At 70.2% G+C, this 22,502-nt stretch carries 21 protein-coding genes; 10 read left to right on the plus strand and 11 right to left on the minus strand.

The window, feature by feature from the left end; translation table 11 throughout:
- Positions 1 to 292: 292 nt before the first annotated feature.
- Positions 293 to 1,159, minus strand: a complete 867-nt coding sequence (gene yghU, locus L540_RS17875) for a glutathione-dependent disulfide-bond oxidoreductase (RefSeq protein WP_043214927.1) — start codon at positions 1,157 to 1,159, stop codon at positions 293 to 295.
- A gap of 99 nt (positions 1,160 to 1,258) precedes the next feature.
- Entirely contained in the window at positions 1,259 to 1,924 is a 666-nt protein-coding gene (locus tag L540_RS17880; RefSeq protein ID WP_043214926.1) for an alpha/beta hydrolase, read from the minus strand.
- Positions 1,925 to 2,166: 242 nt separating this feature from the next.
- Here L540_RS17880 and L540_RS17885 point away from each other — a divergent pair, with 242 nt between their 5' ends.
- From L540_RS17885 to L540_RS17915, 7 genes are all read left to right on the plus strand, one after another.
- Positions 2,167 to 3,270: an NAD(P)/FAD-dependent oxidoreductase gene (locus L540_RS17885; protein ID WP_043215582.1), complete on the plus strand. Its 1,104-nt coding sequence runs from the start codon at positions 2,167 to 2,169 to the stop codon at positions 3,268 to 3,270.
- Complete coding sequence (locus L540_RS17890) at positions 3,251 to 3,550, plus strand: (2Fe-2S)-binding protein (protein ID WP_043214924.1); 300 nt, start codon at positions 3,251 to 3,253, stop codon at positions 3,548 to 3,550. Before L540_RS17885 ends, L540_RS17890 begins: the two co-directional genes overlap by 20 nt.
- Complete coding sequence (locus tag L540_RS17895) at positions 3,547 to 5,010, plus strand: NAD(P)/FAD-dependent oxidoreductase (protein WP_082149685.1); 1,464 nt, start codon at positions 3,547 to 3,549, stop codon at positions 5,008 to 5,010. The genes L540_RS17890 and L540_RS17895 overlap by 4 nt, the downstream gene beginning before the upstream one ends.
- 135 nt (positions 5,011 to 5,145) lie before the next feature.
- The gene (locus tag L540_RS17900) at positions 5,146 to 5,481 is read left to right on the plus strand and encodes a YcgJ family protein (protein WP_043214922.1); all 336 of its coding nucleotides are present in this window, start codon (positions 5,146 to 5,148) and stop codon (positions 5,479 to 5,481) included.
- 103 nt (positions 5,482 to 5,584) lie between these two features.
- The gene (locus L540_RS17905; protein WP_043214920.1) at positions 5,585 to 6,037 is read left to right on the plus strand and encodes a MarR family winged helix-turn-helix transcriptional regulator; all 453 of its coding nucleotides are present in this window, start codon (positions 5,585 to 5,587) and stop codon (positions 6,035 to 6,037) included.
- On the plus strand, positions 6,034 to 7,227 hold the full coding sequence (locus tag L540_RS17910) for a multidrug effflux MFS transporter (protein WP_043214918.1): 1,194 nt from the start codon (positions 6,034 to 6,036) through the stop codon (positions 7,225 to 7,227). The genes L540_RS17905 and L540_RS17910 overlap by 4 nt, the downstream gene beginning before the upstream one ends.
- A 69-nt stretch (positions 7,228 to 7,296) precedes the next feature.
- The gene (locus tag L540_RS17915) at positions 7,297 to 8,391 is read left to right on the plus strand and encodes a branched-chain amino acid aminotransferase (RefSeq protein ID WP_043214916.1); all 1,095 of its coding nucleotides are present in this window, start codon (positions 7,297 to 7,299) and stop codon (positions 8,389 to 8,391) included.
- Between the two features lie 84 nt (positions 8,392 to 8,475).
- Here L540_RS17915 and L540_RS17920 read toward each other — a convergent pair whose 3' ends face one another.
- Complete coding sequence (locus L540_RS17920) at positions 8,476 to 9,585, minus strand: HPP family protein (RefSeq protein ID WP_043214914.1); 1,110 nt, start codon at positions 9,583 to 9,585, stop codon at positions 8,476 to 8,478.
- A 171-nt stretch (positions 9,586 to 9,756) separates the two neighbouring features.
- On the opposite strand from L540_RS17920, the gene L540_RS17925 reads away from it, so the two are divergent.
- Complete coding sequence (locus tag L540_RS17925; RefSeq protein ID WP_043214912.1) at positions 9,757 to 10,338, plus strand: flavin reductase family protein; 582 nt, start codon at positions 9,757 to 9,759, stop codon at positions 10,336 to 10,338.
- Between the two features lie 87 nt (positions 10,339 to 10,425).
- On the opposite strand, the gene L540_RS17930 is transcribed toward L540_RS17925, so the two are convergent.
- The 7 genes from L540_RS17930 to L540_RS17960 all read right to left on the minus strand — a co-directional run bounded on the left by L540_RS17930 (position 10,426) and on the right by L540_RS17960 (position 18,238).
- Complete coding sequence (locus tag L540_RS17930; RefSeq protein ID WP_043214911.1) at positions 10,426 to 11,022, minus strand: DUF2894 domain-containing protein; 597 nt, start codon at positions 11,020 to 11,022, stop codon at positions 10,426 to 10,428.
- Positions 11,015 to 11,671, minus strand: coding sequence for an OmpA family protein (locus L540_RS17935; RefSeq protein ID WP_043214909.1), 657 nt, complete (start codon positions 11,669 to 11,671; stop codon positions 11,015 to 11,017). The genes L540_RS17930 and L540_RS17935 overlap by 8 nt, the downstream gene beginning before the upstream one ends.
- Positions 11,668 to 14,493 (minus strand): DUF802 domain-containing protein, encoded by a 2,826-nt coding sequence (locus tag L540_RS17940; protein WP_043214907.1) that lies wholly within the window; start codon positions 14,491 to 14,493, stop codon positions 11,668 to 11,670. Before L540_RS17940 ends, L540_RS17935 begins: the two co-directional genes overlap by 4 nt.
- A 10-nt stretch (positions 14,494 to 14,503) precedes the next feature.
- Positions 14,504 to 15,199 carry a DUF3348 domain-containing protein gene (locus L540_RS17945; RefSeq protein ID WP_043214905.1) on the minus strand — a complete coding sequence of 232 codons (696 nt, stop codon included), beginning with the start codon at positions 15,197 to 15,199 and terminating at the stop codon, positions 14,504 to 14,506.
- Positions 15,200 to 15,324: 125 nt separating this feature from the next.
- Positions 15,325 to 15,708, minus strand: a complete 384-nt coding sequence (locus L540_RS17950; protein WP_043214903.1) for a DUF1090 domain-containing protein — start codon at positions 15,706 to 15,708, stop codon at positions 15,325 to 15,327.
- Positions 15,709 to 15,746: 38 nt separating this feature from the next.
- Positions 15,747 to 17,786, minus strand: coding sequence for an FUSC family protein (locus tag L540_RS21620; protein ID WP_082149687.1), 2,040 nt, complete (start codon positions 17,784 to 17,786; stop codon positions 15,747 to 15,749).
- Positions 17,783 to 18,238: a MarR family winged helix-turn-helix transcriptional regulator gene (locus L540_RS17960; protein ID WP_180961770.1), complete on the minus strand. Its 456-nt coding sequence runs from the start codon at positions 18,236 to 18,238 to the stop codon at positions 17,783 to 17,785. Before L540_RS17960 ends, L540_RS21620 begins: the two co-directional genes overlap by 4 nt.
- Positions 18,239 to 18,625: 387 nt before the next feature.
- Between L540_RS17960 and L540_RS17965 the strand changes: the two genes are divergently transcribed.
- Both L540_RS17965 and L540_RS17970 read left to right on the plus strand, forming a co-directional pair.
- Positions 18,626 to 20,446: an ABC transporter ATP-binding protein gene (locus tag L540_RS17965; protein WP_082149688.1), complete on the plus strand. Its 1,821-nt coding sequence runs from the start codon at positions 18,626 to 18,628 to the stop codon at positions 20,444 to 20,446.
- Positions 20,447 to 20,600: 154 nt separating this feature from the next.
- Positions 20,601 to 22,070 carry an amino acid permease gene (locus L540_RS17970; protein ID WP_043214902.1) on the plus strand — a complete coding sequence of 490 codons (1,470 nt, stop codon included), beginning with the start codon at positions 20,601 to 20,603 and terminating at the stop codon, positions 22,068 to 22,070.
- Positions 22,071 to 22,083: 13 nt separating this feature from the next.
- On the opposite strand, the gene L540_RS17975 is transcribed toward L540_RS17970, so the two are convergent.
- Positions 22,084 to 22,353: a hypothetical protein gene (locus L540_RS17975; protein WP_043214900.1), complete on the minus strand. Its 270-nt coding sequence runs from the start codon at positions 22,351 to 22,353 to the stop codon at positions 22,084 to 22,086.
- Positions 22,354 to 22,502 lie beyond the last annotated feature (149 nt).

A 22,502-nucleotide genomic window follows, 5' to 3' on the forward strand; every position in this document is an offset into this window, starting at 1 on the left:
GGGTGTCTGACACCGCTGCGCGGGCCGCCGCCAGCCTCGCCGCCATGGCGGAGCCGTTGCCGCGGTGTCAGGCGCCGCCAGGCGCTGCCGGGGATGGCGAGGGCGTGCCACTGGGTGTCTGACACCGCTGCGCGGGCCGCCGCAAGCCTCGCCGCCACGGCGGAGCCGTTGCCGCGGTGTCAGACACCGCCAAGCGCTGCCGGGCATTGCGAGGGCGTGCCGCTGGGTGTCTGACACCGCTGCGCGGGCCGCCGCAAGCTTCGCCGCCATGGCGGAGTCGTTGCCGCGGCACTCAGGCTTTATCCGCCGTCTTGGTATCGAAGTCGCTGGCGTCGTGGCGTTCGCGCAGTTGTTCGGACAGCGGGCCGCGCAGGCGGTTGACGATGCGGCCGCGTTCGACGGCGGGGCGGGCGAGCAGGGCGTCGGCCCAGCGCTGCACGTGGCGGTATTCGTGCACGGCGAGAAAATCGGCCGCGTCATAGAGCCAGCCCTTGATGAGGCCGCCATACCAGGGAAAGACGGCGATGTCGGCGATGGTGTATTGGTCGCCGGCAAGGTATTCGTGTTCGGCCAGGCGGCGGTCCAGTACGTCGAGCTGGCGCTTGGTTTCCATGGTGAAGCGGTCGATGGCATATTCGATCTTCACGGGAGCATAGGCATAGAAGTGGCCGAAACCGCCGCCGACATAGGGCGCGCTGCCCATCTGCCAGAACAGCCAGGACAGGCATTCGGCGCGTTGCGCGGGATCGGCGGGCAGGAAGTCGCCGAATTTCTCGGCCAGGTAGAGCAGGATGGCGCCGGATTCGAACACCCGTATCGGCTTGGCGCCCGAGCGGTCCACCAGGGCCGGGATCTTGGAGTTGGGGTTGACGTCGACAAAGCCGCTGCCGAACTGGTCGCCTTCGCCGATGCGGATCAGCCAGGCGTCATACTCGGCCTGCTTGTGGCCGCGCGCCAGCAGCTCTTCGAGCAGGATGGTGACTTTCTGGCCGTTGGGCGTGCCCATGGAGTAGAGCTGCAGCGGATGGCGGCCCACCGGCAGGGCTTGCTCGTGGGTGGCGCCCGCGATGGGACGGTTCAGGCTGGAGGCGTTGGAGGCGGTGCTGGCGCTGTGCTTGTTCCAGGTCCAGACCTTGGGCGGGAGGTATTCCGTCGTCATGGGTGCGCGTTCCGTTGGGAGGGTGACAAGGGGGATTCTGCCGTGTTTTCCGGCCGGCTTGCCGATTACCCCTACCGCGTCCGCCAGTTTCCGCGGCCTTCAGGCGGCCAGGTGCTGGCGCACCAGGTTCAGCAGCAGGGGCAGGCAGCGGGAAAAAAAGTGGTCCGCGCCCGGCACCACGATGACTGGATGGCCGCTGGGCCGCGCCCAGTCCAGCAGCGGGGCCAGCGGCGCCTGGGCATCGTTTTCGCCATGGATGAGCGCGACATCTTCGGGCAGTTGCGGCGTATCGTAGACGCGCTCGGCCGGCACTTCGCCCACGGGCAGGCCGGCCAGGACCACGCGGTCGGCCGGTGTGCCGGCATCCAGCAGCGCGCGCGCCACGCGGGCCTGGACGTAGGCGCCAAAGGAGAAGCCCACCAGGGCCAGGGGCAGGGCGGGGGCCTGGACGCGCAGGGCGCGCGCCAGGGCCAGGATGTCTTCGCTTTCGCCGTCGCCATGGTCATAGCGGCCGGCGCTGCCGCCCACGCCCCGGAAGGCCGGCCGCAAGGCCAGCCAGCCATCGTCGCGCAGTCCGTGGGCCAGGCGGTGCGGGATCTTGTGGCGCGGGCTGCCGCCCAACAGGGGTTGGGGATGGGTGATCAGGGCGATGCCGCGCGGCGTCTGGGCCGGCGCGTCGGCCAGCACTTCTATGTCGCCGGCCGGACCGGCAAAGACATGGGTTTCGGTCTTGCCGGCGGCAGCGGCGAGGACGGATCCGGGCATGGAGGCTCCATGGATTGAGGCAGCCGCCATGGTAGCCGGCCTCGTGGACGAATTCGACCGCCCACTGAGGCGGGCCATTGAAGACCCAGCCGATCTTGCGGTAGAAACGCATACCCTGCGTGGCGGGCGCCAGCCTGCCGCGCACCCGTTCAATATGAGCAGAGCTGGACATGAGCACACAGGGCAGTCAGAAAGGTTATATCCCGGCCGCCGGCGAGGCAGGCGCCGAGGCCGATGTCATCGTGGCCGGCGCGGGCATGGTGGGCGCGGCCATTGCCTACGGCCTGGCGGGCCAGGGCCAGCGCGTGCTGCTGGTCGATGGCGGCGACACCGACTATCGCGCCGCCAAGGCGAACTTCGGGCTGGTGTGGCTGCAGGGCAAGGGCTACGGCAATCCGGACTATCAGCGCCTGTCGCACCGTTCGGTATTGGATTGGCCGGACTTCGCGCGCGAGCTGCAGGCTGAAAGCGGCATCGATCTGCAATACGAGCGCCAGGGAGGCCTGCATTTCTGCCTGGGCGAGGCGGAGCTGCGGGCGCGCGCCGAGCGCATGGACGCCTGGCGCCGCCAGTCGCCCGAGGCCGGCGATAGTGTCAGCGTGCTGGCGCGCGACGAGCTGCTGCGGCGCTTTCCGGGCCTGGACCTGGGGCCTGAGGTCAGCGGCGCCAGCGTGGGCGAGCTGGATGGGCATGCCAACCCGCTGCGCCTGCTGGCGGCCTTGCAGGCGGTCTTTCTGGCGCGTGGCGGCACGCTGTGGGGCAATGCGCCGGTGCGCGTCATCCGGCCTCTGGACGGCGGCGGCTTCGAGATCGAGGCCGGCGGGCGGCGCGCGCGCGGCGCGCGGCTGGTCATCGCCGCCGGGCTGGGCTCGGCCGCCCTGGGCGCGCAGGTGGGGCTGGCGCTGCCCTTGCGCCCGCAGCGCGGCCAGATCCTCGTGACCGAGCGGCTCGCGCCGCTGCTGCCCGTGCCGGCCAGCAGCATCCGCCAGACCGGCGAGGGCACCGTGATGGTGGGGCTGACCCAGGAAGAGGTCGGCTACGACCTGTCCACCACCACGAACGCGGCCGTGCACATGAGCCGCAATGCCTTGCGCATCCTGCCCGCCCTGGCCCAGGCCAGGCTGGTCCGGCACTGGTCCTGCCTGCGCGTCATGACGCCCGACGGCTGTCCGGTCTATGCGCAATCGCGGCAGTTTCCCGGCGCCTTTGTCGCGCTATGCCATTCCGGCGTCACGCTGGCCGCCTTGCATGCGGGCCGTTATGCCCGCGCCCTGGCGGCGGGCGCCCCGCCTTCCTTCCTCGATGTCTTTCATCATGAGCGCTTCCATGTTCAGAAAGTTGCATGAATCCGGTGCCGCGTCTGTGACGCTCACCATCGACGGCCAGCCCGCGCAGGCCGAGCCCGGCGAGAGCGTGGCGGCGGTGCTGCTGCGCCAGGACGACATGCCGGCCAGCCGCAGCACGCCGGTCAATGGCAGCCCGCGCGCGCCCTATTGCATGATGGGCGTGTGCTTCGAATGCCTGGCCATCATCGATGGCGTGGCCTCCACCCAGTCCTGTATGGTGCCGGTGCGCGAAGGCATGCGCGTCGAACGCCAGCATGGCAAGCGGAGCGTGCGGGCATGACGCGCGAATTCGATGCCGTGGTGATCGGCGCCGGCCCGGCCGGCATGAGCGCGGCCATTCGCCTGCGCGAGCAGCATATGCGGGTGCTGGTGGTCGACGAGCAGCCCGCCCCGGGCGGCCAGATCTGGCGCGCGGTGGAAACCGTGGCGGGCACGCGCACCGGGCGCCTGCTGGGCGATGAATACCGCGCCGGCGCGGCCCTGGCCGAGCGTTTCCGCCAGTGCGGCGCCGTCTACGAGCCGCTGACCCAGGTCTGGCAGATCGAGAGCGGCTGGCAGGTCTATATGACGCAGGGCGGGCGCGCCCAGGCCGTGCGCGCGGGCCAGGTCCTGCTGGCCATCGGCGCGCAGGAGCGGCCCGCGCCTTTCCCCGGCTGGACCTTGCCGGGCGTGCTGACCGTGGGGGCGGCGCAGATTCTGCTCAAGACTTCCAATCAAGTGCCGGCCGGGCCGGTATGGGTGGCCGGCAGCGGTCCCTTGCCCCTGTTGTACATGGCGCAGCTGCTGCGCGCCGGCGGCCGGATCGCCGGCTGGCTGGACACGGCGGCGCCGGGCGCCTGGCGCCGCGCCTTGCCCTGGGCCGGCGCGGCCTGGGCTTCCTGGAGCGAGATCCGCAAAGGCCTGGGCTGGCTGCGCGAACTCAAGGCCGCCGGGGTCAGGCGCGTGCGCGGCGTGACGGCGCTGCGCGCGCTGGGCGAGGGCGCCCTGCGCGAGATCGAATACACGCTGGCCGACGGCAGCCCGCGGCGCGAAGCGGCCTCGGTGCTGCTGTCGCACGAGGGCGTGGTGCCCTCCATCCATATGACGCGCGCGCTGGACTGCGATCACCATTGGGATGCGCGCCTATCCTGCCTGGCGCCCGATCTGGACGATTGGGGCCAGACCAGCCGCGAAGGCGTGTATGTGGCCGGCGACGCGGCCGGCATCGGCGGGGCGCTGGCGGCCTGCGCGCGCGGCGAGCTGGCCGCGCTGGGCATGGCCCAACAGGCCGGGCGCATCACGGCGCGGGCGGCCGGGCAGGCCGCCGCCCCGCTGCGCGAAAAACTGCGCAGCCTGTTGCGCATCCGGCCCATGCTCGATGCGATCTACCCGCCGCGCGCCGGGATCTTCAACCCGCCGGACGAGACCATCGTGTGCCGCTGCGAAGAACTCACGGCCGGCGACATCCGCCGCGCCGCGCGCATCGGCCAGCCTGGACCCAATCAGGTCAAATCCTATACCCGCGCCGGCATGGGGCCCTGCCAGGGCCGCCAGTGCGGCTACACCATTGCCCACATTGTCGCCGCCGAAGAAAAACGGCCGGTCTCGGAAGTGGGTTTCTTGCGCATCCGGCCGCCGCTCAAGCCCCTGACGCTGGGCGAACTGGCCTCGCTGGACATCGGCGGCGACGCGGCGGTGCTGGCCGGCGCGCCCGAGTCGCCGGGCGAAATGCCGGCTGGCGGCGGAGAGCCGCGGCCGTAAGCGCAGGGGGTTGTGGGTTGACCCCTCTGGGCAGGCCGCCGTGCGGCGAGCGGCAGATGCCAGCCATGGGCCGGAGGGTATATTTTGCTGTCCGGCCCCTCCGGGCCATGCCGTTCCCCGCACAAGGAGATCCCCATGAAGATCCCGTTTCTGGTCCTGGCGTTGGCCGCCGCGGCGGCGCAGGCCGCGCCCGCCTTGCGCACGCCGCGGGTCGGTGTGTTGTGCGACAGCTATTTCTGCGCGGACCAGCAGGGGGTTTCCCGCGAGTTGACGCGCAAATACCTGGGCGCCGAGGCCGCCGCCCGCTTGCCGGCGCAAGGCGAATTCGACCGTGGCGCCTTCACTTTTGCCACAGGCCTGTTCTGCGACACCCGGGAGCGCGTGTGCCGCGAGGACCGCTATTTCGGCCCCGACGGCAAGCGCAGCGGGGCCGTGGATCCGGTTCATACCCGGCTGCTGTTTCCCCAATGAAACGGCTCGGTTGGGGGCGGCGCAATTCAACGATGCATCCAGAAGGCATAGGCCTAAATTAATGGAATACAATTAGTTTGTATGCCATCTAATTAAGCCTTCCATGCCTGATTCCTCCTCCGCCGCGGCGCGCTTCGGCTCGCTGCTGTCCCAGGCCGCGCGCAGCTGGCGCCGCGCCGCTGATCGCCGCCTGCTTCCCTTTGGCCTGACCGACGCCACCTGGCTGCCGCTGCTGCGTGTTTCGCGCGCCGGCCGCCCGATGCGTCAGAAAGAATTGGCCGCCTCGCTGGGCCTGGACGGCTCGTCCATCGTGCGGGTGCTCGATGCGCTGGAAGCTGGCGGCCTGTTGGCCCGGCGCGAGGATCCCGAGGACCGCCGCGCCAAGGCGCTGACCCTGACGCCGGCCGGCCAGGCCGTGGTCGAGCAGGTCGAGGCCGTGGCGCGCCAGGTGCGCGAGGTCGCGCTGGCCGATCTGCCGTCCGAGGAGGTCATCCGGGCCTGCGCCCTGCTCGAACGTATCTGCGAGCGGCTGGACGCCGAAGGGGAGGGCGTATGAACACGTCCGTGCCCCGCGTGCAGCTATGGATGCTGGCCGTCTTCACGTTCAGCGGCACGCTGGCCATGCATATCTTCGTGCCGGCGCTCGCCATGGCCGGCAAGGATCTGGGAGCCAGCAATGCTTCCATGCAGATGACGGTCAGCCTCTACATCCTGGGGCTGGCCGGCGGCCAGCTGATCTACGGGCCCTTGTCGGATCGCTTTGGCCGGCGCCCGGTGCTCATGGGCGGCCTGGTCGTCTACACCCTGGCCGGCCTGGCCGCGGCCCTGGCGCCGGACGCCCATGCCCTGATCGCCGCCCGGCTCTTCCAGGCGCTGGGCGGCTGCGCGGGCCTGGTGCTGGCGCGCGCCATCGTGCGCGACACCGCGACCGACAATTCGGCCGCCAAGCGCCTGGCGCTGATGAATATGATGGTGATGATTTCGCCGGCGCTCGCGCCCCTGGTGGGCAGCTTTCTGGCGGCCACGCTGGGCTGGCGCTCCATCCTGGCGGTGCTCTGCCTGCTGGGCGTGGCCAATTTGCTGCTGGCCTGGCGCAAGCTGCCCGAGACGCTGGTCCAGGCCGCGCCGCTGACGCCGGCCAGGCTGCTGCGCGACTATGGCGCGCTGTTCCGCTCGCGGCGCTTCGTGGGCTATACCCTGGGCGGCGGCTGCGCCACGACGTCGATGTATGCCTTCGTGGCGAGCGCGCCCTTTATTTTCATTGACCAGCTGCACCGCCCCGAGCACGAGGTGGGCGTCTATCTGGCCCTCCTGGTCTCCGGCGTGTGGCTGGGCAATGCGGTGTGCGGCCGCCTGCTCAATGTCATCCCCATCGACCGCTTGCTGACGGCCGGCAATCTCTTGAGCGCCGCCAGCGTGCTCACGCTGCTGGGCTGTGTGCTGGCCGGGGTGATGGACACCACGCTCACCATGACGCTGATGTTTATTTTCTGCGTGGGCGCGGGCGCCTGTTCGCCGGCGGCGCTGACGCTTGCCATGAGCGTCAACCCGCAGGTGATAGGCTCGGCCTCCGGCCTGTACGGTTGCACCCAGATGGCCATCGGCGCGATCTGCACCAGCCTGGCGGGCCTGGGCGCCTCGCCGCTGCGCTCGGCCGTGCTGGTGATCGCCGTGGCCTGCGTGCTGTCGCAGCTGGCCTTGCGCATGGCGCAGTCCCGCCCCGGCGACCGCCAGGCCGCACATTGATTTTTACGGCGCCCGCATTGGCGTTATGCTCTGCGAGTCGCGTACCCCTGATGAGAGCTGGAGACAGAAATGAGTCAAGACCAACCCAAATTCCTGCTTGAGCGTCACCCGAATCCGGTGGCGCCCGCCGAGCGCGAGCGCCTGCTCCAGGACCCGGGGTTTGGCCGGATTTTCACCGACCACATGGCCACCGTGCGCTACAGCGCCGACCGCGGCTGGCATGACGCCAAGATCGTCGCGCGCGGCGATCTGAACCTCAACCCCTCGACCCTGGTGCTGCATTACGCCCAGGAGATCTTCGAGGGGCTGAAGGCCTATCGCCTGCCCGACGGCGGCGCGACGCTGTTCCGCCCCGACGCCAATGCGCGGCGCTTTCGTAACTCGGCCGCCCGTCTGGCCATGGCCGAGCTGCCCGAGGACCTCTTCGTCGAATCCGTCGAGGCCCTGGTGCGCCTGGAGCGCGACTGGATCCCCTCGGCCGACGGCGCTTCGCTCTACCTGCGCCCCTTCATGATCGCCACCGAGGTCGCGCTGGGCACCAAGCCGTCGGCCGACTATCTGTACGCCGTCATCGCCTCGCCCGTGGGCGCTTACTTCAAGGGCGGCGGTTCGGCCGTCACCATCTGGGTCTCCGACAACTACACGCGCGCCGCGCCCGGCGGCACCGGCGCGGCCAAGTGCGGCGGCAATTACGCGGCCAGCCTCCAGGCCCAGGCCGAAGGCGCGCGCGAAGGCTGCGACCAGGTGGTCTTCCTCGATGCGGTCGAGCGCCGCTGGGTCGAGGAGCTGGGCGGCATGAATGTCTTCTTCGTCTTTGCCGACGGCTCGCTGCAGACGCCGCCCTTGACCGGCACCATCCTGCCCGGCATCACCCGCGACTCGCTGATCACCCTGGCCCGCGACCTGGGCATGACGGTGCGCGAAGAACCGTATTCCATCGACCAATGGCAGGCAGACGCCAAGAGCGGCAAGCTGGTCGAGTCCTTTGCCTGCGGCACGGCCGCCGTGGTCACGCCCATCGGCCAGGTCAAGGGCCGCAAGCACGGCTTTACCATCGGCACGGGCGGCGCGGGCGACGTCACGCTGCGCCTGAAGGCCGCCTTGCAGGACATCCAGCGCGGCCGCAGCGCCGACAAGCACGGCTGGCTGCACAAGGTGGACTGAAACCGCGCGCCCGGACCGCTTCCCGGAGCGGGGCGATGCGCCAAGCCTGAGCCCGCCGGCTCAGGCTTTTTTATTGGCCGAGACTCAGGCCGCCAGCCGCTGCGGCGCTTCCTGGGCCAGGGTCATCTGGTAGAGGGCGGCGATCAGGTCCGATTGGGTGATCAGGCCCTGCAGGCGGCCGGCCGCATCGAGCACGGGCACGCAATGCAGGCCGTCGGCCATGGGGCGCGCAAGCTCGACGGCGGGCAGGTCGGGCGTGGCGAAAGCGCCTTCGGAGCGCATGCATTCGGCCAGCGCCGCGCCGCGCGCCTGGCCGGCCAGGGCGTCATGCTCGGCCAGGAGGCCCAGGTATGCGCCGCTGGCGGTGTCGACCACGGGCAGCACGCCCAGGCGGTGGCGGCGCATGAGGTTCAGCGCGTGCTCCAGGTTGTCATGGGCGTGGAGGCTGACGACGTCGCGCGACATGATGTCGGCGCAATGGACCCTGCCGTGGCGGCGCGTCGCGGCGCGGGTTTCGGCCGCCAGGACGATGGCCTGCAGATCTTCTTCGCTGATGTCCAGCAATTCGTCGCGGGCCGCCAGGGTCTGGCGCAGGTCTTCGGGGGAGAAGCCCAGGCGTTGGCTGGGAATCGGATCGCGCGTCTGGTGCGGCGTGGCGCTGTCCTGCGGGCGCCGGGGGTAGTGGCGCTTGAGCAGGCCGTTGAAGGCGATGGCGATGCTGACCAGCACCAGGGAGTTGATGCCCACCGGCCAGAGCGCGAAGCCAAAGCCCAGCTGGCTGACGGCGGGGCCGCCCAAGACGGCGGTCAGGGCCACGGCCCCGCCCGGCGGATGCAGGCAGCGCAGCGCGAACATGGCGGCGATGGCCAGGCTGCCGGCCATGGCGGCTGCCCAGGCGGTGTCGGGGATATACAGGGCGCAGGCCACGCCCACCAGGGCGGACACGATGTTGCCGCCCAGGATGGACCAGGGCTGGGCCAGCGGGCTGGCCGGCGCGGCAAAGAGCAGGACGGCCGAGGCGCCCATGGGCGGAACGAACCAGGGACTGGCCTGGCCGAGGGCGTGGCGGCCTATCCATTCGGTGCACAGCAGGCCGAGCAGCGCCCCGATGGCGCCGTAGCATTTTTCGCGGGGGCTGGCCCCCACGGGGACGGGGGCGAAGGCGCGCAACCAGTTGGCGAAGCGGGCAGACAAGACTTTCTCCTCGTGGCCGGCCGGCCACGCGGGGGAGGACTGTAGCATGTGCGCCCAACCCGAATCTGAATAAGCTTATGACGCGCCGGCCGCGAGCTGGCGGGCGGGTCCGCATTTTGGTTCAATCGGCAGGCCGTCCGCGGGGCGGGCGGCCGCTTCCAGGAGCATGCGATGACGTCCTCTCATTTCCGGCCGGTGGCGCTTGAGCACGCCAGCCGCCTCATCAATCACGGCCCCACGGTCTTGATCACCACGCGCCATGGCGCGGTGCGCAACATCATGGCGGCGGCCTGGTCCATGCCGGTGGAGTTCACGCCGCCGCGCGTGTCGGTGGTGATCGACAAGCACACCTATACGCGCGAGCTGATGCAGGCCAGCGGGCATTTCGGCCTGCTGATCCCGGGCGCGGCGCTGGCGGACCTGACCTATGCGGTGGGCAGCGTGTCCGGCCGGCAGGGCGACAAGTTCGCGCGCCATGGCATCGAGGCTTTCGAGGGGCCGGCGCTGGGCCTGCCCCTGGTCGAGGCCGGCATGGCGGCCTGGATGGAGTGCCGCTGGATCCCCGAGCCGCATACCGAGGACGCCTACGATACCTGCTTTGCCGAGGTGTTGAGCGCGGCCGCCGACAGCCGCATCTTCGCGGACGGGCACTGGCATTTCACCGAGGCCAACCGCGAGCTGCACACCTTGCACCACCTGGGCGCGGGCAATTTCGCGGTGGCCGGCACGCCCATCAAGGCGCGCGGGGGCTAGTCAGGCGGGCGCGGCGCTCAGGTGTTCGTGGAGAATGGCCGAGCCGATGGCGATGAGGGCCAGCCCGCCCAGGCTTTCGGCGGGATCTCAGGGCGTGGATGCGGCCCGGCCCGGACGCCGCTTTGCCGGCTTGCCCGCGCTTGCCTTGGGCGTCGGCGCGGGCGCCGTGTTCAGGCGTTCCAGCCAGGACAGGGTTTCCACATAGGCCATGAACTGATGCAGATAGTCGGGCGAGAGCGCGCGCATGTGCGACAGCGCCCGGTGCACCAGGTGGTCGGAGTTCAAGGGGCCGGCGTTCTCCGGCAATTGCTCCAGGGATTGGCGCAGCTGCTGGTCGGCGCTCAGGCGCGTCCAGATGGCGCGGAAGGCGTCCAGCAGCGGCAGCTCGGGGTAGTGCTCGCGCAGCTCGCCGGGCGGCATCGCGGCGCGTTCGGCGATATGCGCCAGCAGGTCGGGCAGCGCGCTGGCGGCCGTGGCGGGCGGCTCGGCCGCGGCCGGCGTTTCGGCCAGGCGGGCATCATAGTCTTCGATGAGGCGCGCCAGCTTGTCTTCGACCACCTGGCGCGCGCCGCCCGTGAGCTGGCCGGCGCGCCGCGCCAGGGCCTCGAGCAGGGCGAAACGCACCGGGTCGGCGCGATGGGCGCCCTGCTCGCGCCAGGCCTGCAGGCGGGCCGCGCTATCCACCCGCGCTGCCTTCGGGCTGGCCGGCGCCGGTCTGGCGCGGCACCGGCGCGATTTCCACGCGGCGATTCTTGGCCCGGCCCTCGGCATCGGCATTGGAGGCCACGGGCTGCTGCGCGCCGAAGGCCGCCGCGAACAGCGTGTTGGCGGGCACGCCGGCCTCGATCAGCGCGCGCGTGACGGTCAGCGCGCGCTGGGCGGAGAGGTCCCAGTTGTCGGCAAAGCGCCGGTTGAACTCGCTGACGGGCTGGTTGTCGGTAAAGCCGCTGACCATCAGCATCTCGTCGCGGTTGCGCAGATAGGCCGTCAGCGGCGCGGCCAGGCTCTTGAGCACGTCGCGTCCTTCAGGCTGGAGCTGGTCGGAATTCAGCGCGAACAGCACGCTGCCGCTGATGCCGATGCGGCCGTCGACCAGGGTCACGCGGCCGGCGGCCAGCGGGCCGGCCAGGGCCTGCTCCAGCGTCTCGCGCCGCTGCGTCTCGGCCTGGCGCTCCTTGACCTCTTCGTCCAGCTTGACCGAAAGCTGCAATTGCAGGCCGATGATGCCCACCAGGATGAGCACGAAGGCGCCCAGCAGCACCGACATCAGGTCGCCAAAAACCGCCCAGGCGGGGGCCGGGGTGTCCGGGCCGGCGTCGAGCTCGTCTCTCATGCGGCCTCGGCGCCGTCGCGGTTGAGCTGCCGCAGTTCATGCATGATCTGCTTTTGCGACAGCAGGGAAAGATCGACGACCTCGCGGGCCTGGGCCACGTAATAGGCCAGCTGCTCATCGCTGCGGGCCAGCGACTTGGCCAGCGCCGATTCGATGCGCTCCAGCTGGGCGACCAGCTTGACGTTGGTTTCGTCGAACAGGCGCACGGCCGCGCCCAGGGCTTCGCCCAGGCTTGCGACCTCGACCGCGCTGCCGGTGACCTGGTCGGCCACGGCGCCCAGCTTGCCGGTCTCGCCTTCGACGTGTTCAGTGAAACGCCGGCCCACGCGCTCGAGCAGTTCGGACGAGGAGGCCACCAGCGCATCCACCGCGCCGCGCTGTTCGTGGCTGGCGTGGTTGATGGCCTTGAGCAGTGTATCCACGGTGTCCAGGAGATGGCCGCGCTCCTGCAGCATGGCGTTGTCGCGCGCCATGCTGTCGGAGAGCTGCTGGCGCAATTCGGCCAGCATGCCGGCGGCGGCCTTGGGCGCTTGCGAGGCGGCTTCCAGCAGGCGCTCGATCTCGGCGATCATGCGCTCGGACTGCGCCGCGGCCTGGGTCGTGAGGCCGCCGACGGCGGCCGAGAAGTTGTCGCAGATCTCCTGCTGACGCGCCAGGGTGCGGTTGCCGGTGTCTTCCCATTCGGCGCGTAGCGCCGCGGCCACGCCGGCCAGCGATTCGGTCCAGGCGGCCAGGCGCGCCTCGTCGCGCGCCGCCAGTTCGCCGTGCAGGCGGCCATGGGCCTGATCGACCGTGGCCAGCAGCGAGGCCGAGTGGCCTTCGAAGCGTTCGGCCGCCGCATCCAGGGCGGCGCGGTGGGCGTCGGCCAGCGCGCCGCTGGCCGCATCGTGGCGCGCCAGGGCTTCGTGCCAGGCCTGGGCCAGTTGCTCGGTGGTCTGGTCCATGCGGGCGGCGACCTGGTCGACCAGACCGGCCGAACGGGTCTCGAACGCCGTCGCGAAGCCATCCAGCGTCTCGCGCAGCCGCGCGGCCAGCTGGGCCTGGCCCTGCGCCTGGTCGGCCAGGGCGGCCTGCCAGCCCCGCAGGGCGCCGGCCGTGCCTTCGGAGACGGCCAGGGCCGCGCCGTCCAGGCGGGCGGCGATGTTGTCGACGAGGCTGCCGGAGCGCGCCTCGAAGGTGGCGCAGAAGTGTTCCAGCGCGGCGCGCAGCCCCTGGGCCGCGTCCTGCTGGCCGCGCTGCTGCTCGCCCAGCGCCGCCTGCCAGGCGCCCAGGGCGGACTGCACATTGCCGGCGATGGCGCCGGCCGTGCCGTCCAGGCGCAGGCCCACGCTGTCGACCAGGGCCGTGGCGCGGCTGTCGAAGCCCGTGCTGAATTGCTCCAGGGCCTGGCGCAGGTCCCCGGTCAGGGCGGCCTGGGCCGTCTGCTGTTCGGCCAGCGCGGCCTTCCAGATGTCGGCCACGCCGGCCGTGGTGGCCGCGACGCTGTCGGTGGTGCTGGTCAGGCGAGCGGCCACGTCGTCCAGCAGGCGGGCCGAGCGGGTTTCGAAGGTGGCGGCAAAGCGGCCCAGCGCGGCGTCGAGCGCTTCGGCCTGGGCGGCCTGTCCCTGGCGCTGCCGGTCCAGCGCCTCGCTCCAGGCCTGGGCGGTGGCCTGCGAGCTGGCGGCCAGGGCCGAGGTGGTGTGCTCCAGGCGGGACGAGACATCGGTCAGCAGGGCCGAGGCGCGCTGCTCGAAGCCGGCGGCGAAGTGTTCCAGCGCTCCGCGCAGGTCCTGGTTGAGCGCCTGGTTGGCCGTGGCCTGGCCGGCCAGGGCCTGGGTCCAGTGGCCGGCCAGGGCCGCGCTGGTGTGTTCCAGGCGCTCGGACAGGCGGTCCATCTGCTGCTGCAGGGCCTGGGTGACGGTGTCGCGCCAGGCGGTGGTCTCGCGCGCCAGCGTCTGCATGGCGCTCTGCACGGCGGGCTGGATGGCCGCGCCGGCGGCCTGGGCGCTTTCGGCCACGCTGTGCGTGAGCGCGGTTTCCACCGAATCGGCCAGCCGGCCGTAGACGGCCTCGGTCTTGCCGTGGAAGGCTTCCTGGCCGGCCAGCAGGCGCTGGTTCAGGGCCTGGCTCTGGCTTTCCATCGCGGCCATCATGGCCGCCAGTCGGTCGGCCAGCAGCGGCAGGGCCTCGGCCTGGCCGCGCAGCAGCTTGAAGCTTTCTTCGCGCTGGTGGGCCAGCGAATAGCCGCGCAGCGTCGTGGCGGCCTTGGTGTCGAGGTATTCGCCGGCCTGCAGGCGGGCGCGGCGGCACAGGGCCGACAGCAGGCCCAGCATGGCCGAGGCCGCGACCCCGGCCACCGAGGTGCCGAAGGCAAAGCCCAGGCCCTTGACCGGCGCGGCCAGCGAGGCGCGCATGGCGGTCAGGTCGGTGGCGCTTTCGAGGGCCAGGCCCGTGCCGCGCAGCGTCGCCACCATGCCCAGGAAGGTCCCCAACATGCCCAAGAGCACCAGCAGGCCCACCAGATAGGGGGTGAGGGCGGGGCCGGGCAGGCCGGCGCGTTCGCCCTCGATGCGCAGCCTGGCCGCATTGCGCAGGCTGGGATGCAGGCCGTCCAGCCAGCTGCCCAGCTGCGCCGGCGCCTCGGCCAGGCCCTCCAGGGCGCGCGTCAGGCCGCGCGTGGCCTGCTGGTAGCGCAGCAGTTCCAGGGCGCCGGCCAGGTAGCAGACCCCGATCAGGGCGGTGATGGACAGGGCCAGCGGATTGCTGCCGATGTAGCCGGCGCCTATCCAGCCGATGGCGGCCAAGCCCGCGAGGAAGACGATGAGGGGGAGGATGCGAGTCATGAGGGCCTGATTAGCGGGCGCGAAGGGCCGCAAGCAGCCCCTCGACCGGTTGTAGTCGAACATCCAGTTCGGCGAGCAATACGCTCTGCATGTCCTTGCGGAAACGCTCTAGCCAGCCGCCCCGGCGGGCGTCGGGCTGTTCCGCCGGCGCGGCCGCTTCGGCCTCGCGCAGGCGGTTGAAATGCTTTTCGAGCAGCCCCGGCACGGCCGCCAGCAGGCTGCGCTCTCGCGGCAGCAGGCCGCGCTCCATGATGGCGTCCATCACGGCCAGCTGCGTGAGCGCCGGCGTGCTGGCCGCCAGCGTGGCGCGCAAGCGCGTGCGCAGGTTGCCGATGCGCGTCTCCATGGTCTGCTGCAGGGCCAGGTAAAGCTGCCGGTAGGTCTTGTAGTCGTCTTCGGCGGGCGCGTCCTTGGCCTGGAACGGCGAGGGGCCGCGCTGCTTGATGTCGCGGGCGATGGCGTTGGACAGGCCGGCGCGCAGCAGGATGAGGTCGCGCTCCTGGACGCGGTCCAGGCGGGCCTCGCCGGGCACGGGCTTGCTGTTGAGCGCCGCGGCCAAGGCGAGGCCGTCGGTCCAGCCCAGCCATTGGCTGAGATGGTCCGACAGGAGTTGGCCGGATTCGGGAACATCGGCGTCGGTCAATCGGGTCAGCAGACGGATGAAAGCCGGTCCGCCGACGCCGGGGCGCCGGGACGATTGCACCATGCAGCAGAACCAAAAAGCCAGGAGTTTACACGCGCCCGGGCGCCGTGCCCGGCCGCGCGCGCGCGATCGAGCCGATAGGTCCGAGCCTGTAGCAATATTTCACAAAAGCCGGGAGGGCGCCGGCTTCAGCGATAGACCTCGGCCCGCGCCTGCTGTAATTCGTGCCTGGCCTCGTCCAGCTTGCGCTGCGCCTTGGCGATGTCCTTGACCTTGCCTTCGGCTTTTTCTTCGGCCAGTTCGGCCTCGCGCTCCTTGACCTTGGCCTCGGCGGCGCGGACCTTGTCCTCGCGTTCGCGCTGCAGCTGGGCGTCATTGCAGTCCTGCGAGGCCGACAGGGCGCGCTCCAGGCCGCGCAGCCGCTGGGTATTGCCGGTTTCACGCGCGTAGGCGATCTCGCGCTCGATGGCCTGCTTCTTGGCCGCGCAGCCGCGCGGCACCTCCTGGGCCTGGGCGGCCGCGCTGCCCAGGCAGAGCGCCAGGGCCAGGGGGGCGTGCTTGATGAATGACATGCCGGCTTCCTCCGCGTCAAAAGCCAAGCATACCGGTCCTAGCCGCGGTAAGGCGGCGCGGCGCCGAAAAACGCCAGCCGCAGACCGGCCAGCGCGGCGAGGATCTCCGTCAGCCCGCGCGCCGGGGGCGCCAGCCTGACCTGGGTCAGGGCGGTGTCCAGATAGCGCAGGGTTTGTTCGTCGGGCCCTTCGCGGCGCTTGCGCCGGGCATCGAACAGGCGCGCCATCGCGCCCAGCAAGTCGTCCATGGCCGCGCGCGAGGCCAGCGGCAGTTCGCCGCGCAGGCGCTGCAGTTCCACCAGATTGACGGCCGCGCCGAACTCGAAACTGGTGCGCAGCGCCCGGGCGCGCACGGCGGGCGCGGTGGCGCTGGCGCGCGGGGCCAGCATGGCCACGCGGTCATACATGCGGCGCGCGAAGGAGTCGCGCGTGAGCGCCACGCGGCCGCGCGCCACCTCGCCGAGTTCGGCCCAGCCGCCGGCGATCAGGCGGCGCACGCTGGTGTCGGGATTCATGGCGCGCACAAAGCTGATGACGATGGTGGGAATGGCGAAGCCGATCACCGAGGCGATGGCCCCGTTCAGATAGGTGTCGAAGACTTCGCTCTGCACGTTGTGCAGGTTCAGCAGCAGGATGCTGTTGGCGATCATGGGCAGCGCGATGCCGAAATGCGCCATCGAGGCCTGCATCATGCCCAGCGGCAGCAGGAACACGGCCAGCACCATCACCAGCAGCGCGAAGTGATGGATCATGGGCAGCAGGCCGAAGAGATAGAGCGCCACGATGAGGGCCGACAGCAGCGTGCACTGCAAAAAAGTCTTGAGCGCCGGCACCGGGTCGTCCATGAAGGACAGGATGCAGGAGCCGACCGAGGCCATCTGCACGGCGAGCACGCCGGAGGGCCAGCCCGTGCCTATCCAGACCAGGGCGCAGAAACCGACGGACAAGGCGGCCGCCACGCCGCAGCGCAGCGCCACGCCATGGTCGCGCAGCTCTCCGCCGTGCAGGTGGCGGGCCACGCGCCGGCGCGGAGCCTCGCCGCGCCGGATGTGGCTCCAGAGGTCGTGCGCGTCCTGGCGCAGCTCGATGAGGCGCTCCAGGCGCATGGCCAGGCTGCCGCGCAGAATGCTTTCCCAGGCCGCCGTGCCGGGCCGGCCGTCGGGCGCGGCCGTGCGCAGGCGGGCGATGGCCGCGCGCAGGGCCTGCAGTTCGGCGGCATCGTCGGCGCCGGCGCGCAGCCAGCGTTCAAGCACCGTGGTCAGCTCGGCGATGTCGGCCGGACGCTGGCCGCCGGCCAGGCTGGACAGCGCCGTGACGCGGTCGGAGATGGCGCCGATGATGGGCAGCATCAGCGACATGCGGTCGTGCAGCACGCGCAGCGCGCCTTCGCCCCCGCGCAGCTGGGGCTTTTCGTAGGCCAGGTGGACAAAGAGGGTGCGCAGCTCGGTCACGCCGGCGGCCAGCTGCTGCATGTCCTGCGGCAGGCGCTTGCGGCCTTCTTCGCCGTGCAGGCTGTCGATCAGCAGCTTGGCCGAGTCGCGCAGCCAGCCCTCGATGCGCATGGCGATCAGGCCGCCGACGTGACGCGGCAGCACCAGATGGCTGACCAGGGTGGCGCAGAGGATGCCCACGGTGATTTCTTCGCAGCGCGCCAGGGCCGTGTCGAACACATTGAGCGGTTCGGTGGCGCTGGCGAAACCGACGATGGCGGCGGTGTAGCCCGCCAGCATGAAGATGTAGCTGCGCGGGCGCCGGTCCAGCATGGAGACGTACAGGCACAGGCCGACCCACAGGGCCAGCACGCCCGACATGAGCAGCGGCGCGTTGACCAGCCGCGGCACGATCAGCACGGCCACGGCCGCGCCGAACAGGGTGCCGATCACGCGGTAGATGGCCTTGGAGGTCAGGGCGCCGGACAGCGGATGGGCAATGATGTAGGCCGTCGCCATGGCCCAGGCCGGCCGCTGGAAATCCAGGCACAGCGAGATGTAGAGCGCCAGCATGGACGCGATGAAATTCTTGGCCGAGAAAATGGCGTCGTTCAGGCTGGGGCGGTAGCTCAAGATGCGCGCGATCATGCTTCGTGGCCTGGCGCGTTGAGGGTTTCGAGCCGCTGCTGCACGGCGCGCAGCACGCGCTCGGCGGTGGCGAGTTCGGCCGGATCGATGCCGCTGACGACTTCGGCGCGCACGCGATCGACGATGCGCGCGATATCGGCCGCCTTGGCCTGGCCCGCGGCCGACAGGGTCACGCAGCGGGCCCGGCGGTCCTCGGGGTCGGCCAGCCGCTCGATGAGGCCGGCGGCCTGCAGCGCATCGATCACGCGCACCAGCGAGGCGCCTTCGATGCCGATCTCGTCGGCCAGGACACCCTGGCGCAGCGGCACGCCATGCACCCGCAGCACCAGGAGCGGCCAGGCGGTTGCCTGCGACAGGCCCTCGACAGCCAGGGCCTGGTCGATGCGCTTGCGCCACTGGCGCCCGCTATTGACCAGCAGGCGCCCGATGGAGGCTGAGGGAGGAGGGGACATGGCGGGCTCGATTATATAGTTAGCATTCTAAATGTTATCATACTAAGCATATCTGTGGTTTCAAAACCACGCGCCCGCTGCGCAACCTCATGGTTTTCCCTGGGGCGCCGCGATAGAATGCGCAATATCGGCGCAACGCCGATGTTTTTGCCCTTTATCACCCTCAACACACAGGGAGGCTGGAAGATGCACAAGCAAGCCCACCCGCGCGTGTTCCCGCGACACGCTTAAGTCGTCGCCCGCGCGGCCTCCGCTCCCGGCTCCCGCCTGGCGCGCGGACCGCCGCAAGCCGTCCCGACCCTCCCGACATCCTGAGCCGCCACAGCCGCGGCCGCCAGCGATTTCCCTTTCTCTATCGAGCGCCGGTCTGAAGGCCGGTTTACCAATATGGCTAGAACCAACAAAGAACGACGTGGCCAGACATTCCGCAATGTGCTGGGATTCACTTTCCGCCATTGGGCCAAGCAGCCCGGGCGCCTGACCATCGTGGCCGTGATGGCCTTGCTGTCGGCCGTGGCCGACGTGCTCACCCCCATGTACGCCGGCCGCCTGGTCGACGCCGTGGCGTCGGGCGCGCCGGGCGATGCAACCGCCTGGCAGGCCGCGCTGACCGCTTTCTGGCTGCTGGTGGCGCTGGGCGTGGGCGGCACCCTGCTGCGCCAGGCGGCATTCCAGAACATCATTCCCTTTACCCTGAGCATGATGCGCGGCATGGCCACCGACGCCTTTCATCGGGTGCAGCGCCTGTCTTCGGACTGGCATGCCAACAGTTTCGCCGGCTCCACGGTGCGCAAGATCACGCGCGGCATGTGGGCGGTCGACCTGCTCAACGACACCCTGCTCACGGCCCTGCTGCCTTCCTTCGTGATGCTGGTGGGCGCGACCGTCCTGCTGGGCCTGACCTGGCCGGTGATGGGGCTGGTGGTGGGCCTGGGCGCGGTGCTGTACATCGGCGTCACCGTCATCATGACGCTGCGTTTCGTGGCGCCGGCCGCGCGCCTGTCCAATGCCTGGGACACCCGCATGGGCGGCGCGCTGGCCGACGCCATCAGCTGCAACGCCGTGGTCAAGGCCTTTGGCGCCGAGGCGCGCGAAGAAACCCGGCTCGAAGGCGTGATCGCCAAATGGCGGGTGCGCACGCGCCGCTCCTGGGTGCGCGCGACCATCAACGGCGGCCTGCAAGGCGCCATGATGACGGCCATGCAGGCGGCCATGATGGGCGCCTCGCTCTACCTCTGGGCCAATGACAAGGCCAGCGTGGGCGACATCACCTTTGCGATGACGATGTTCTTCGTTCTCAAGGGCTATCTGCGCGAAGTCGGCATGGACCTGCGCAATCTGCAGCGCTCGGTCAACGACATGGAAGAACTGGTCATGCTGGACCGCCAGCCGCTGGGCGTGGACGACCGTCCGGGCGCGCGCGCCATCAAGGTGAGCGCGGGCGAGATCCGTTTCGACCACGTCACCTTCCGCTACGGGGCCCAGCAGCGGCCGCTGTATGAAGATTTCTCCATGCGCATCGCGCCGGGCGAGCGCATTGGCCTGGTGGGGCATTCGGGCTCGGGCAAGACCACCTTCATCAAGCTCATCCAGCGGCTGTACGACGTCGACAGCGGACGCATCACCATAGACGGGCAGGACATCGCCCAGGTCAAGCAGGCCTCGCTGCGGCGCCAGATCGCCATCGTGCAGCAGGAGCCCATCCTGTTTCATCGCACGCTGGCCGAGAACATCGCCTACGCGCGCCCCGACGCCTCGCGCGCCGAGATCGAAGAGGCCGCGCGCCAGGCCAGCGCCCATGACTTCATCATGGCGCTGCCCAAGGGCTATGAGACCCTGGTGGGCGAGCGCGGCGTGAAACTGTCCGGCGGCGAGCGCCAGCGCGTGGCCATCGCGCGCGCCTTCCTGGCCGATGCGCCCATCCTCATCCTGGACGAGGCGACCTCCAGCCTGGACAGCGAAAGCGAAGTCCTGATCCAGGAGGCCATGACGCGGCTGATGCAAGGGCGCACCACGCTGGTCGTGGCCCACCGCCTGTCCACGGTGCGCGCCCTGGACCGCCTGCTGGTGATGGACCATGGCAAGGTCGTGGAAGAGGGCAGCCACGACATGCTCATCCGCCGCGAGGGCGGCATCTACCGCCGCCTCTTCGAGCGCCAGGCCCTGGAATTGACCAAGGGCCTGGAGGATGTGCTGCTGGAGGTCTGAGCCCGGCCGCGGCCGATTGCGCCGCGGCCGCGGCTTGAAGTAATGTCGGCCAGGGGCGGGCAGGCTTGGGTTATGCTCGCCGGTTTTCCGGCCGCCTGGCGGCCGCAGCCGGAGGATAGTCTTGACGCCAACGCCTTCCCGCCGGGCCCAGGGCATGCCCGCCGCCTCGGTCAGCACGCCCACGGGCCTGAGGCGCACGCTATCGGCGCGCCATCTTTCCATGATCGCGGTCGGCGGCTCCATCGGCACCGGCCTGTTCGTGGCCTCGGGCAACACCATCGCCCAGGCCGGCCCGGGCGGCGCCCTGCTGGCCTACGGCCTGGTCGGCCTGATGGTCTACTTCATCATGACCAGCCTGGGCGAGCTGGCCGCCAGCATGCCCGTGTCCGGTTCCTTCGCCACCTATGGCGCGCGCTATGTCGAGCCGGGCTTCGGCTTCGCCCTGGGCTGGAACTACTGGTACAACTGGGCCGTCACCGTCGCCGTGGACCTGGTGGCCGCGCAGCTGGTGATGGCCTATTGGTTCCCGGACGTGCCGGGCGTCTATTGGAGCGCGCTCTTCCTGGCCATCACCTTCGGCCTGAACGCGCTGTCGGCGCGCGGGTTCGGCGAGGCCGAGTTCTGGTTCTCGCTGATCAAGGTGATCGCCGTGCTGGTCTTCATCGCCATGGGCGTGCTGATGCTGCTGGGCATCGTGCGCGGCGGCGAAACCGGCGGCTGGCATAACTGGACCGTGGGAGACGCGCCGTTCGCCGGCGGTTTCGCGGCCCTGATCGGCGTGGCCATGGTGGTGGGCTTTTCCTTCCAGGGCACCGAGCTCATCGGCATCGCCGCCGGCGAATCCCGGAACCCCGCGCGCGACCTGCCGCGCGCCGTGCGCCAGGTATTCTGGCGCATCCTGCTCTTCTATGTCCTGGCCATCGGCGTGATCGGCCTGCTGATCCCCTACACCGATCCGCAGCTGCTGCGCAACGAGGTGGGCGATATCGCGGTCAGCCCCTTCGCCCTCATCTTCGACCGCGCCGGCCTGCTGGCGGCGGCTTCCATCATGAACGCCGTGGTGCTGACCTCGGTGCTGTCGGCCGGCAATTCGGGCATGTATGCCGCCACGCGCATGCTGTATGCGCTGGCTCGCGAAGGCAAGGCGCCGGCCTGCTTCGGCCGCGTCTCGGCCCAGGGCGTGCCGGTCATGGCGCTGCTGGCCACGACCGCCATCGCGGCGCTGTGTTTCTTGTCCTTTCTGTTCAGTCCCAACGAGGTCTATATCTGGCTGCTGAACACCTCGGGCATGACGGGTTTCATCGCCTGGCTGGGCATCGCCATCAGCCACTACCGTTTCCGGCGCGGTTATCTGGCCCAGGGCGGCAGGCTGGAAGCGTTGCCCTATGTCTCGCCTTACTTCCCCTTCGGCCCATTGTTCGCCTTCACGCTTTGCCTGGTCATCACCCTGGGGCAGAACTACCAGGCTTTCCTGCAGGACCGCATCGACTGGACGGGCGCGGCCGCCACCTATATCGGCATCCCGCTCTTTTTCCTGATCTGGGGCGGCTATCGCCTGGCCCGAGGATCGCGCTTCGTGCGCTATGCCGAGATGGATTTCCCCATCCGCCGGCGCGAAAGCTGAAGCGCGGCGCGGCTCAGATCTTGCTGCCCTGGGTCACGGCCAGGGCCAGGTGCAGCGTCTCGGTGATGCGCTTCTTGGCCGCGGCCTTGTCCCCGGCCGGCAGGGCCAGGCTCCTGGCCAGATATTGCAGCAGCGAGTCGGCCACGTCTTCCAGGACGCCCAGCGCTTCTTGCGGTTTTTGCTGGCGCATGGCGAACAGCGCGATATGGGCGGCGTTCAGGGCCAGGTCGCCCAGGGCTTGCGGGTCGGTGGCGTTGGCGGGCGGGGTGGCGGATGCGCTCATGGTGTCGGCTCCTGTGGCCAGAGATGCGGCGACGGCGGCGAACGCCGGCGCCAAAAGGCGAGACTATAGGGAAAACGGGTCCGCGGAACAAACCGGCCGCCGCGGGCGCAAGTTCGGCGCGCTTGAGCCGTTATAGACGCGAACGCACT

Origin of the sequence: Bordetella pseudohinzii, assembly GCF_000657795.2 — a bacterium.
Taxonomy (GTDB): domain Bacteria; phylum Pseudomonadota; class Gammaproteobacteria; order Burkholderiales; family Burkholderiaceae_B; genus Bordetella; species Bordetella pseudohinzii.